Raw genomic sequence first — 13,871 nt, forward strand, 5'->3', positions numbered from 1 at the left:
AACTCCTCCCTTTTATCTTATGTTTATTCTATTATAATGTTTTCTACTAACGATACATCTAGATTAGAATCAGATATAGTCTTTATCGCTAGCTCAAAGTCACCAACTCTTTGTGGACAATGTGCATCTGAGCCTATTACAAATGTATTTTTTAACTCTTTTATCTTGTTTAACTGATTCACATTTAAAAAAGAATGACTACTATTTATTTCAAGTCTAGTATCTGTCTTTTTTGCTATCTTTGCTACTTCTTCTATATATACATCGCCTTTATCTCCAGGATGAGTAATTACAAAAATATCATTATTACTCATAGCATTTATTACAGCTTTTGTATTATATTCCTTTGCTTTTTCAGTTTTGAATACATAATTATTACAATGATTCAATAAACTTTTTAATGATGTTGGAGTAGAACCAAAATGATATCCAGCCATAATATAATCAAATTCTTTAATGAACTTATCATCCATATCTATATTGCCTTTATCATCTAATATGTTACACTCCATACCCAAGAGTATATTTATATCACTATATTTATCATTCAAATGGTTTACTTCTTCTCTCATTTTAAGAATATCTTTTTTCTTTACGCCATATGCAATATGTTTATAACTATGGTCTGATATCCCTATTGTCTTTATTCCTTTAGAAATGGCCACCTTTACATTGTCTTCAATAGTCCCTTTTCCATGACTATATAATGTATGTGTATGATAATCAGCCAATATTTTCATTTGTTAATCCTCTCCAAGTATTTTGACTTCTTCTTCCAACATAACCCCAAACTTGGCATGTACGGCACTTTTTATAACATATATTAAATCTAAGATATCTTTAGCATTTGCTTCTCCTTTATTAACTACAAATCCACAATGCTTCTCAGATACTTGTGCACCTCTCAAAGTAAGACCTCTTAATCCAGTTTCTTCTATTAATTTACCTGCAAAATATCCTGTTGGTCTCTTAAACGTACTTCCTGCACTAGCAAAATTTAATGGTTGTTTAGTTATTCTTCTTGTTGCCAAATCGTCCATTAAACTTTTTATTTCATCATAGTTTCCTTTTTGTAATTCTAATTCTGCTGATAAAGCTATATAGCCATTTTTTGATATTATACTTTTTCTATACCCAAATTCCATCTGTTCATTTGATAGTTCAAATATATTTCCTTCCATATCCATCAATCTTACTGACTTTACTATATCTTTCATTTCACCGCCATATGCGCCAGCATTCATGGCTAATGCGCCTCCCAATGTTCCAGGTATTCCCGAAGCAAACTCAAATCCTTTTAATTCCTGCTTTTGAAGAGCTTTACCTAAAACTGATAATAAAACTCCTGACTGAGCAATCATTCTAGTATCATTTATCTCATAAGAATTGAAATTATCTGCTAACTCTATTACAATGCCTCTTATTCCACCATCTTTAATTAAAATGTTTGAACCATTTCCGATTATTAAATATGGAATAGATTCTTTTTTTACCAAAAGAAGTACATTTTTTAATTGTTCTTCTGTTCTGGGTCTAACCAATATATCTGCAGGTCCTCCTACTCTAAATGAAATATGCTTTTTCATAGGTTCATCAACTTTTATATCATCTTTACTTAATATATTTAATAAATTTTCATATATATCTTGATTATTCATTGTATTTCCTCCCAAATTATACTGAACTTTAGCTGTCATTCTTATTTAAATTACATTAATATATAGTATTAACTATATTCAATAATATATGATTTTGCTTATCATATGGATTTTATATTTTAAGTTTCTTAATTACAAACTATATTCAATAAATATATAATAAATTAAAAAAAAAAAAATAACAATATATAAAAGAATATAAATAATTTAAAAAAAGCATCAATATCACTGATATCAATGCTTTAAAAGGCAATTTAATTCGTATTATTTATCTAACTATTTTTAACATAGCAAAGATAATAAATTCCTCCAACTATTACAGAACCTCCAACGATATTTCCAAGTGTTACAAATAGCAAATTAGTTATGAATTGAACCATAGTAATATCTGCTCCTAATACCATTCCCATTGGTATAAAAAACATGTTTGCAACGCTATGTTGGAATCCACATAACACAAATAGCATTATTACTGTCCAGCATGAACCTAACTTTGACATTACATCTTGAGATGCTGTAGCCATCCATACAGATAAGACTACTAGAACATTACAAAGTATTCCTTTTAAAAACATGGAAAGCATAGTCGAATTAACTTTAGCTTCTGCCACGGCTATAGCTTTTGTAGCTGCATCTCCTGTCAATGTAGAAGAATAAAATACAAGTGCTACTAACAAAATTGAACCTACTAAATTTGCAAAATAAACCAGTCCCCAGTTTCTTAACATTTTTCCTAATGTTATTTTTTTGTCCATAAGTGGAATAAGCATTAAAGTATTTCCAGTGAATAACTCTGCTCCTGCTACCACTACAAGCATAAGACCTACTGGAAAGACCATAGCACTTAAAAAACTAGCTACCCCTGGGTCTATCTTAGCAAAAGTCTGACTAACTATCATACTTCCCAATGCCCCTAACCCTATAAATGCTCCTCCAAATAAACCTAATAAAATTGCATTTTGTGTTGAAATATTCGCTTTTTTGATGCCAGCACTTATTGTTGCTTGTGCTGTTTCCCCAGGTGTCAAGAATCCTTTACTCATAAATCCTTCCCCCTTAAAAATTATACTTTTCCTTGTCTTTTTATGGCAATAATTATATAATAACAATATGATATATAATAAATTTTATTAATATAAAAAATATACTATATGCATATATATAGTTGTCTCATATAATTATATTATTTATTATATACCAACTTTGTTAATTTCGAAATAATTTATATTGAATTTGAAAAATTTACCTCTCGATTATTTATTTTACTTTTTTATTGTTGAGGTATTATATATAATAGATATATGTTTGTGTTATTATATATAATTACTTATTTTAATAAATATTTGAAGGAGGAAATTTTATGTTTGATATATCATTTTTCGAAGTGTCAATATATGAAATAGCAGTTACTACAATATATATAATTAATTTCATGGTTATACTAAACCTTATCTTTAGGGAAAAAAGAAACATAAATACAACTCTAACATGGCTTCTTATATTAGTATTAATCCCTGCACTTGGATTCATACTTTATATAGCTTTTGGTAGAAACATTTCAAAAAACAATATGTTTAGATTAAAAGAAAAGGATGACAAGATAATCAAAAGTAACATACTAGATACTCAGGTTAAGTTACAATCTACTTCTGAAATTGATTCAGACATACATCAACATAAGGATATGATTTATGCATTAGCTAATTCAAATAATGCTCATTATACCAATAATAATGATGTGTGGATTTATGCTGAGTCTAGTCAATTTTTTAACAGTCTTCTTGATGAACTTAAAAAGGCTAAAAAATATATAAACATACAATTTTACATTTTCAAAGATGACAAAATCGGAACTGAAATAATCGACATTCTAGTAGCTAAAGCTAAAGAAGGTGTCGAGGTAAGACTTTTATTTGACGCCGTTGGTGGTAGAACACTAAAAAATAGTACACTTTCTAGACTTAAAGAAAGTGGTGTTAAGGTTGGAAGTTTCTTCCCATCATTTTTAAAAATTGTAAACTTTAACTTAAACTATAGAAATCACCGAAAAATTGTTGTCATTGATGGTAAAGTAGGGTTTGTAGGTGGATATAATGTTGGTGATGAATATTTAGGTAGAAATCCAAAATTTGGTCTATGGAGAGATACACATACTAAACTTACTGGTGATTGTGTAATTGACCTAAACATGAGATTTATCCTTGATTGGAGATACACAACTAAAGAGGATTTAGACTTAGAAAAGTACTTTATAGAAGAAGAAACAAACTCTAATCATCCTTCTGAAAATATTGGGATTCAGATAGTATCAAGTGGTCCAGATATATCAGAGCTTGACGAAATTAAATACGGTTACCTTAAAATGATTCAGAAGGCTAGAAAGTATATATATATACAGAGTCCTTATTTAATACTTGACTCAACATTTATAGATACTTTAAAAATAGCTTGTTTATCTGGTGTTGATGTAAGAATTATGATTCCTTCTAAACCTGACCATCCTTTTGTATACTGGGCATCATATTCATATGCTGGAGAACTTTTAAATTTTGGAGCTAAAATTTATACTTATGGACAAAATGCATTTTTACATGCTAAGACGATAGTTATAGATGATTCTATCTGCTCTATAGGAACAGCCAATATGGATATAAGAAGTTTCGAGCTTAATTTTGAAGTAAATGCATTTATGTACTCTTCAAAAAAAGCATTGGAACAAAGGATTATATTTGAAAATGATATTTTAGAGTCAAAAGAAATAACATTAGAGATATATAATTCTAGGTCCACTTATATAAAAATTAAGGAATCAATTTCTAGACTATTATCAGCAGTTTTATAAATCTTTTATTTTATAAAAATTTTATATTTCGGTTTATTTTTTAAAGTTTTTTATATATATTATTTTTTTTTTATTGAATTCAGTTCATTTTTTTTATTTTTTTTTAACTATTCTGAATTATTTTATATTATAATAGACTAGTATAGTTTTTATTTTAATAGGTAACTTTTTTGCATTGTTTTTATGAATAAAGAAATTGTTGTATATTGTTCTTTCTTTATTGTTTTGGTTTTGTTCACCAACATTAAGGTTGGGGTCAACTCATGGTTAATTATTTTTTGAGAAATAATAACTTTAAAAAGAAAAGGGGGATTTGTTATGTGCGATTTTATTTCACACAACAAGCAATTATTTGACGAACTAGATATATTTATTGACTCTCTTGCAACAAAGGAAGGTGCGTTAATACAAGTTCTACATGAGGCACAAGGTATTTTTGGATATCTTCCAAAAGAAGTTCAGCTTCATGTTGCTAGAAAACTTGGAGTAGCTCCTGCAAAGGTATATGGGGTTGTTACATTCTATTCTTATTTTACTACAGAACCTGTAGGTAAGTATAAAATCAGTGTCTGTCTAGGTACTGTATGTTTTGTAAAAGGTGCTGACAAAATATTAAGCGCTTTTGAAAAACAACTTGGTATAAAAGTTGGAGAAACTACTAGTGATTTTAAATTTTCTTTAGAAGGTTTAAGATGTTTGGGGGCATGTGGTTTAGCTCCAGTTGTTACTGTAAATGGTAAAGTTTATGGTAAGGTAAAACCTGACCAAGTAAGCGAAATATTAGATACTTATAGAGAATTAGAATTGAATTGTTAAGAGGGGTGAATAAATAATGCGTAAAGTAAATTCATTTGATGAATTAAAAGTTTTAGCTGATGAGCTGAAACCTAATCTTAGCTTAAGAAAAAATTATTCTAAGGAAAATGTATTAAGAAGAGAATTACTTGTTTGTTGTGATACTGGGTGTACATCTTCAAACAGTATAGAAATAGTTAGTGAATTAGAAAATGAAATAAAAAAATCAGGAATCCAAGACAAAGTTACTGTTCGTTTGACAGGTTGTTTTGGTTTCTGTGCTCAAGGTCCTATCGTAAAAGTTTATCCTGATAACGTTTTCTACGTGAAGGTTGAGCCATCAGATGCTGAAAAGATAGTTCAAAGTCACTTAATCAGAAATACAGTTGTTGAGGAATTATTATATGAAGAAGAATCTTTAAGCAAAAAAGTAGAAGAACAAGAGGAAATGTCTTTCTACAAAAAGCAATTACGTATAGCTTTAAAAAACTGTGGACTTATAGACCCAGATAGCATAGAAGAATATATTGCCAATGATGGTTATTTAGCTCTAGGCAAATGTTTAACTTCTCTTACTCCTCAAGAAGTTATTGCAGAAGTAAAAACTTCTGGTCTTCGTGGTAGAGGTGGTGCTGGTTTCCCTACAGGTTCTAAATGGGAAGCTGCTTCAAAAAATCCTGCTGGCCCAACAGATAAAAAGTTTGTTGTCTGTAATGCTGACGAAGGTGACCCAGGTGCATTTATGGATAGGTCAGTACTTGAAGGTGACCCTCATAGTGTACTTGAAGCTATGGCAATATGCGGATATGCTATAGGTTCTGATACAGGTTACATATACATAAGAGCAGAATATCCAAAATCTATAGAAAGATTAAAAGTAGCTATAGCTCAAGCTGAAAAATATGGTTTACTTGGTGAAAATATATTAGGTACTGGATTTAACTTCAAATTAGAATTAAAATACGGTGCAGGAGCTTTCGTTTGCGGTGAAGGTACAGCTCTAATGCATTCAATTGAAGGTAGACGTGGTGAACCTAGAATGAAGACTTACAGTTCTTCTAAGAGTGGTTTATGGAAATCTCCTACTTGCTTAAACAATGTTGAAACTTTTGCAAATATACCAGCAATCATACTGAATGGTGGAAGTTGGTTTGCTAACTTAGGTACTGAAGATTCTAGTGGTACTAAAGTCTTTGCTCTTGGTGGAAAAGTGGAAAATGTAGGGCTTGTTGAAGTTCCAATGGGTACTACTTTAAGAGATATTGTATTTGAAATTGGTGGAGGAATCCCTGAAGGTAAACAATTCAAGGCAGTTCAAACAGGTGGACCATCTGGTGGATGTATACCAACTGAACATTTGGACATTCCTATAGATTTTGGTTCATTAAGTTCTATAGGTTCAATGATGGGTTCTGGTGGTATGCTTGTTCTTGATGAATCTGACTGTATGGTAGATATAGCCAAGTTCTTCCTTGAATTTACTGTTGAAGAATCTTGTGGTAAATGTACACCTTGTCGTATAGGTACTACAAGATTATTAGAAATATTAACTAAAATTACAGAAGGTAATGGTACTCTACAAGATTTAGATGACCTAGAAAACCTTGCTGAAACTATACAAACTGCTTCATTATGTGGTCTTGGTAAAGCTGCTCCAAACCCTGTTTTAAGTACTCTTCAATACTTCAAAGATGAGTATATAGCTCATGTTGTGGATAAGAAATGTCCTGCTGGCAAATGCCAAAACTTACTTTCTTACTTTATAACAGATGCTTGTAAGGGTTGTACAAAATGTTCTAGAGTGTGTCCTGCTGGTTGTATAACAGGTTCTGTTAAGGAACAACATACAATAGATACTTCTAAGTGTCTAAAATGTGGTGCTTGTATAGATAATTGTACATTTAATGCTATAATCAAGAAATAACTTATTTGGAGGAGGAATAACAATGAGTTTAGTTAATTTAACTATTAATGGCAAACACGTTTCAGCACCTAGTGGAACTTCTATCTTAGATGCTGCGAAATTAATAAATATAAAAATACACAACCTTTGTCATTTACATATGAATGAAATAGATAAGCTTGACACTTGTGCTTCTTGTCGTGTTTGTATGGTTGAGACAGAGAGAGGCTTAGTTCCAGCTTGTGGAACAGTTATAAAGGAAGGTATGAGAGTTCAAACTAATAGTGCAAAAGCATTAAATGCTCGTAGAACTATTGTTGAATTATTGTTATCAGACCATCCACAAGATTGTTTTGTATGTGAAAAAAATGGAGATTGTGAATTACAAACTATAGCTGCTGATTTAGGAGTAAGAAAAATAAGATATCAAGGTTCTAAATCTTTTGCAGGTAAAGATACTTCTACTAAGTCTTTAGTTAAAGACCACTCTAAGTGTATATTATGTAGAAGATGTGAAACTGTATGTAATGATATACAGACAGTAGGAGCATTGTCTGGAGTTAATCGTGGATTTAATACTTTAGTTAGTACATTCTTTAACTCTGATATGGTTGAAACAGAGTGTACATTCTGTGGTCAATGTATATCTGTCTGTCCAACTGGAGCATTAACAGAAGTAGATAATGTACCTAAACTTTGGGATGTTTTAAATAAAAAAGAAAAAACTATAGTAGTTCAAGTTGCTCCTGCTGTAAGAGTTGCAATTGGTGAAGAATTTGGATTAGAACCAGGTTCAATTTCTACAGGAAAAATGGTAGCTGCTTTAAAAGCACTTGGATTTGAACATGTCTTTGATACAAACTTTGGTGCAGACTTCACTATCATGGAAGAAGCTACTGAATTTATAGAAAGAATCCAAAGTGGTGAAAATCTTCCTATATTGACTAGTTGTTGTCCTGCATGGGTAAACTTCTTAGAGCACAATTACCCAGATAAGTTAAATTTAGCATCTAGCTGTAAGTCTCCTCAAGGTATGTTTGGTTCTATAGCTAAAAATTACTATGCACCTAAAATATTAGGAATCAATCCTGAAGAGCTTTATGTTGTATCTGTAATGCCTTGTGTAGCTAAAAAATATGAAGCTTCAAGAGAAGAATTAAGTGAATCTGGAATACTAGATGTTGACCTTTCTATAACTACTAGAGAGTTAGCTAAAATGATAAAAGAAGCTGCTATTGATTTGCCTAATCTTCAAGACCAAGATTTTGATAATCCTTTAGGAAAATCTACAGGTGCTGCATCTATATTTGGAGCAAGTGGTGGAGTTCTAGAAGCTGCTCTACGTACTTCATATGAGAAGATAACTAATAAGACTTTAGATAATGTAAACTTCACTACTGTCAGAGGTCTTAAAGGAATCAGAGAAGCAAGTATAGATGTTGATGGAACTACAGTTAATGTGTGTATTGTAAATACACTTAAAAATGCTAGAAAGATTATGGATAAGGTCAGAAGTGGAGAATGTAAATATCATATTATAGAAGTTATGGCATGTCCTGGTGGATGTGTTGGAGGTGCTGGTCAACCTTATCACCATGGTAATACTGAAATAGTTGATAGACGTGCAAATGCATTATATGAAATAGATAGAAATAAAGCTATACGTAAGTCTCATGAAAATCCTGATTTACAAGCTATTTATAAAGACTTCTTTGGAGACCCAAATAGTGATGTTGCTCATAAATATCTTCATACTCATTACTTCGATAAGAGTTGTATTTATGGAGAATGTCCACAAGAATGTGCTTGTGAGGAATCTAAATAAGTTCTAATAATTATAGAAATTAAGTGTTCTTAAATAAAAGGATTGCCTTAAAATACTCTTAAGTACTTTAAGACAATCCTTTATTAGTTTAATTTAATACAATTTTTTAGACTCCTATAAATTAAAGAATTCCAGCCATTCTCATAAGTTGTTTTGCATTTGTAGTTTTACATCTTCCATTTTTTATCATATAGTCAAAATGAATTTTATCATCTACATAGTATTCTGAAAAGTGATAGTTCACAACTTCAACATCTCCACTACCTGAAAGGTCACATAACTCAAAATCATGTGTTGTAACCATACTTATAACCCATGGTCTTGATAGTTTCTTTACTGCCTCACTTGCTCCAATAATTCTATCAGCAGAGTTAGTTCCCTTAAAAATCTCATCCACTAAAACCAACATTGGTAATTCCTTCAAACTATATTGAATCATTGATTTTATTCTGAGAATCTCAGCATAAAAAGTTGATATTCCTTGGCTTACATCATCTTGTATTCTCATAGATGTAAATATAGCCATGCAAGTTGCATCAAAATTCTTAGCACATACTGGTCCTCCTGCGTATGCTAACACTAAGTTCACTCCTATACTTCTTAAAAATGTTGTTTTTCCAGACATATTTGAACCTGTAATAATACATGTCTGAGAGTTTAATTGTATTGAATTTGCTATAACATTTTTTTCTGCTATCAATGGATGATATACTTCTCCTACATTTAACCTTGGAGTATCTTCATATTTTATTTCTGGAAAGCATGTATTATCCTTTACATGGCCAATAACTGTTAAACTTATTAGAGCCTCAAATTCTCCAATAGATTCTAACCAGCCTCTAATTTGATTTCCATACACACCTTTCCATCGTTCCAGTGATTCTGCACAATGATAATTCCACATAAGAACACCACAAGCAACTATATATAATATCTGATTATATCTTAAATTCACAGCATTTCCTATTGAATTCAATTGTTTAATACCTTTTGAAACACCACTTCCCTTAGAAAGTTTTTCTTGTAATTCTTTTAAGTAAGCACTTTCAAATTTCTCTTTTTCTAAAACCTCAAACATTTTTTCATACACCTGTATATTTCTACTAAATGAAAATAATGGAGAAAGAGTTTGCATAAGTTTTGTATGCCCAAAACCACTAAATCCTAACTGTATTATAAAAAGTAGAAAAACAGGTAAAATAGGTAAAAAACCTAATGTGAAAAATATAAAAGATAGGATTGTAGCAGTAGGTAAACCCCAAGTAAAAATATGCATCCATTTTGGTATATATATATCTTTATTTTCTCCATAATCTATAAAGGCTTCTATACTACCATCAGAATTATTTTTTTGCTCCTTACCAATTATATTGCTTAGTGTTTGAATATGAATAGAAAAATCATCTTTTGATAAAAGCTCTTTTATTGCTATTTGTCTCTCTGATATTATCTTCTCATCTGGATTTTCATTCCATAATGACTTAGCCAAAGATTTCTTCCCATAAGACGTATTAGCCACACAGATATATTGATACAACGAAGCTCTTCCAAACAAATCTAAATCTTTTGCTTGTGAGTTCTCATCTTCTAAATATTCTTTCCCATCTATCTTGAAGTCTTTCCAGTCATCTCCAAATCGTTTGATATACTTATCGACTACATCAATCTTACTTTTAAAATATATTTCTTCTTCTTTTACTTTATTATGAACAACTAAGAGTACTATAAACACTACAATTGCTACAACTCCAACAAAAATACCAGCTATATTTTTATTATAAAGCCCAATAGCAAATCCTGCTACTACTATCAAAAAAGAGATTAATCTAGTTGTGCTTATATTATTTGACTTTTTGCTTAAGAGCAATTCTCTTTCAGTAGTACTTTCTAAAAGTTTACTAAAATAGTCTATTCCCATAAAAAATTCCAACTTTCTCATTATATAATAAAATCTAAATATAAAATTAATCTAGTGTAATTTTAATCTATTACTTTAAATTATCCTTATCTGATATATATTATTAATAAATATTATATACAACTTAATTTTAATATTATTCTATACTACTTAGTATCAATTAATTTTGATAGTTTTTTAGTAAACTCTTGAGCTGCATCATATCCCATTCCTCTTTGTCTAAAATTCATTGCTGCTACTTCTAATATCATAGCAGTATTTCTTCCAGGCTTAACAGGTACAACTAATTTTTCTACATTAACACCAAGTATCTCTTCATATTCTTTATCAAGTCCAAGTCTATCATAATACTTAGTTTCATCCCAAGCTTCTAGATGAACTACTAAATCAATCATTTTAGAATTTTTAATTGCTCCTACACCATACAGACTTCTGACATCTATTATTCCTATTCCTCTTATTTCAAGGAAATGTCTTATTAATTCAGGTGACTGCCCCATCAACATACTTTCATCCAGTTTTCTTATTTCCACAGCATCATCTGCAACTAGTCTATTTCCTCTTTGAATCAATTCTAATGCTGTTTCTGACTTTCCTATACTACTTTCACCTTTTATCAGTACACCTATCCCATAAATATCAACTAACACACCATGAATTGTTGTGTGTGGTGCTAACTTGTTATCCAAATAATTTGATAGTCTATTTATAAGTCTAGTTGTATTTCTATTTGTACTCAAAAGTATTCTTTTATATTTTTTAGCTTTTTCAATTACATCTGGCTTGATTTCCAAGTCTCTAGAGATTATTAGAGCGGGTATTTCATATGAAAAAAATCTATTTAACACTTCTTCTCTAATATTATTATCCATCAATCCAAAGAAATTATATTCTGTTTTTCCAACTATTTGTATTCTTTCATACGCAAAGTAATCAAAATATCCTGCAAACTGTAATCCTGGTCTATTTATATCTTGAGAGTAGACATAATAATCTACATCATCTGGCATGTACACAACTTTTAACTTCAAGTCTTTTATTATCTCTCTTATTGATACCTTATTGCTAGTTTCCATTAGTTTTCTTCCTTCCTAAAAAAATTATAAACATTATCTGCGATGCTTTTATTCATTCCATCTACTTCTAGTAGTTCTTCCATAGTAGCTTTTTTTATAGCCTCTATATCCTTAAAGTGATTCAGTAATGATTTCTTTCTTTTTTCACCTATTCCTTGTATATCATCTAAGATAGATTTTGTCAAAGCTTTATTTCTTAAGCTTCGATGATATGTTATTGCATAATTGTGAACTTCTTCTTGTATACTAGCAATAAATCTATATAAATTGCTTGTTTTATCTAGCTCTATTTCTTTTCCTTTGCATATCAATCCTTTGGTTCTATGCTTATCATCTTTGTACATTCCCCAAAGAGGTATCTCTACATCATTAAGTTCTAATACTTTTTTTACTGCACTAACTTGCCCTTTTCCACCATCCAACAATATCAAGTCAGGTAAATTTCCATGTTTTAATCTTCTGTCTACAATTTCAGCCATAGAATCATAATCATTAGGTCCAATGACTGTTTTTATTTTATATCTTCTGTATTCTTTTTTATCTTTTTTAGCATTTGTATATACTACCATAGAACCAATCGAATCTACACCTTGTATATTCGATATATCATAAGCCTCTATTCTTATTGGTAATTTTTCTAGATTTAATAGACGTTTTAATTCTTCTAATGCTCCAATACTCTTTTCATATTTTCTTTTGTTCATATCAGAAAACTTTTCAAGATACTCTACAGCATTTTTTCTTACCATTTCAACAAGACTTTTCTTTTCTCCCTTTTGTGGGACTCTTATTGTTACTTTTTGACCTTTTTTAGATGATAACCATTCTTCTAATATAGAGCTATCTTCTATCTCGTCTTCTATAATTAATTCTTTAGGTATATACTCTTGCTCATTGTAAAATTGTTTTACAAATGAACCTAATATAGAAGCTCTTGGGCTATCCATTACACCTTCTAATATAAAGTGTTCCCTACCTACAATCTTACCATTTCTGATAAAAAATACCTGTACACAGGCTTCATTATGAGCCCTTGCCATTGCAACTACATCTTGATTTAAGTCACTTACATTAGTATCTATTTTTTGTTTCTGTATCAACTCTTCAAGACTCTTTATTTTATCTCTATATACAGCAGCTTCCTCAAATCTAAAATTCATAGAACTCTCATTCATCTTTTCCTTTAAAAGCTCCATCAATTTTTCTTCTTTACCAGATAGACACATTATAATTTCTTCTATCATCTTTCCATATTCCTCTTTAGAAATATTTCCTGTACAAGGTCCTAGACATTTATTTATGTGCAGATTTAAACAAGGTCTTGTTTTATTCTTTATTGCTTTTTCGATATCTATTTTACAACTTCTTATTGGATAGGTACTATTTATAAGTTCCAAAGTATCATTTACAGCAGTTATATTAGTATATGGTCCAAAATACTTTGCCTTATCCTTAAGAACTCTTCTAACCTTTAAGATTCTTGGATAATCTTCATTTGTAGTTACTTTGATATATGGATAAGTTTTATCATCTCTAAGTACTACATTATACTTAGGTCTGTATCTTTTTATTAGATTACATTCAAGTATTAATGCCTCCAACTCTGAATCCGTTATAATATACTCAAATTTATATATATTTTTAACCATAGATTTTACTTTAGATGTATGGTTTTTTGAAGATTGAAAATACTGCCTTACCCTATTTTTTAAAGATATGGCCTTTCCCACATATATTATATGGTCGTATTTATCTTTCATTAAATATACTCCGGGCTCAGAAGGTAATTTTTTTAAATGTTCTTGTATATCAAACATCTCGCCCTCCAAAACATTAAATTTTATATTAAAATTA

The 13,871-nt window shown here is 30.1% G+C and carries 10 protein-coding genes; 4 read left to right on the forward strand and 6 right to left on the reverse strand.

Translation table 11 applies throughout. From position 1 onward, the window contains the following. Positions 1-23: 23 nt before the first annotated feature. The 3 genes from ACTG47_RS18085 to ACTG47_RS18095 form a co-directional block, all read right to left on the reverse strand. Positions 24-740, reverse strand: a complete 717-nt coding sequence (locus ACTG47_RS18085; protein WP_479925583.1) for a PHP domain-containing protein — start codon at positions 738-740, stop codon at positions 24-26. 3 nt (positions 741-743) lie between these two features. After that, positions 744-1,658, reverse strand: a complete 915-nt coding sequence (gene murB / locus ACTG47_RS18090) for a UDP-N-acetylmuramate dehydrogenase (RefSeq protein WP_479925584.1) — start codon at positions 1,656-1,658, stop codon at positions 744-746. Positions 1,659-1,930: 272 nt separating this feature from the next. Continuing rightward, positions 1,931-2,701, reverse strand: coding sequence for a formate/nitrite transporter family protein (locus ACTG47_RS18095; protein WP_479925585.1), 771 nt, complete (start codon positions 2,699-2,701; stop codon positions 1,931-1,933). 317 nt (positions 2,702-3,018) lie between these two features. Between ACTG47_RS18095 and cls the strand changes: the two genes are divergently transcribed. The 4 genes from cls (at position 3,019) to ACTG47_RS18115 (ending at position 9,023) form a co-directional block, all read left to right on the forward strand. Next, positions 3,019-4,500, forward strand: coding sequence for a cardiolipin synthase (gene cls, locus ACTG47_RS18100; RefSeq protein WP_169469836.1), 1,482 nt, complete (start codon positions 3,019-3,021; stop codon positions 4,498-4,500). A gap of 318 nt (positions 4,501-4,818) precedes the next feature. Next, complete coding sequence (locus ACTG47_RS18105) at positions 4,819-5,316, forward strand: NADH-quinone oxidoreductase subunit NuoE family protein (RefSeq protein WP_003416946.1); 498 nt, start codon at positions 4,819-4,821, stop codon at positions 5,314-5,316. A 16-nt stretch (positions 5,317-5,332) separates the two neighbouring features. Next, entirely contained in the window at positions 5,333-7,219 is a 1,887-nt protein-coding gene (locus ACTG47_RS18110; RefSeq protein WP_479925586.1) for an NADH-ubiquinone oxidoreductase-F iron-sulfur binding region domain-containing protein, read from the forward strand. Between the two features lie 22 nt (positions 7,220-7,241). Next, positions 7,242-9,023: an NADH-dependent [FeFe] hydrogenase, group A6 gene (locus tag ACTG47_RS18115; RefSeq protein WP_479925587.1), complete on the forward strand. Its 1,782-nt coding sequence runs from the start codon at positions 7,242-7,244 to the stop codon at positions 9,021-9,023. 121 nt (positions 9,024-9,144) lie between these two features. Here the strand turns inward: ACTG47_RS18115 and ACTG47_RS18120 are convergent, their stop codons facing one another. The 3 genes from ACTG47_RS18120 to uvrC all read right to left on the reverse strand — a co-directional run bounded on the left by ACTG47_RS18120 (position 9,145) and on the right by uvrC (position 13,834). Then, on the reverse strand, positions 9,145-10,962 hold the full coding sequence (locus ACTG47_RS18120; protein WP_479925588.1) for a MutS-related protein: 1,818 nt from the start codon (positions 10,960-10,962) through the stop codon (positions 9,145-9,147). 125 nt (positions 10,963-11,087) lie between these two features. Continuing rightward, on the reverse strand, positions 11,088-12,017 hold the full coding sequence (gene hprK, locus ACTG47_RS18125; RefSeq protein ID WP_021386302.1) for an HPr(Ser) kinase/phosphatase: 930 nt from the start codon (positions 12,015-12,017) through the stop codon (positions 11,088-11,090). After that, positions 12,017-13,834, reverse strand: a complete 1,818-nt coding sequence (uvrC, locus tag ACTG47_RS18130; RefSeq protein ID WP_479925589.1) for an excinuclease ABC subunit UvrC — start codon at positions 13,832-13,834, stop codon at positions 12,017-12,019. Before uvrC ends, hprK begins: the two co-directional genes overlap by 1 nt. Positions 13,835-13,871 lie beyond the last annotated feature (37 nt).

The sequence above is a fragment of the Clostridioides sp. LIBA-6622 genome (assembly GCF_056716095.1).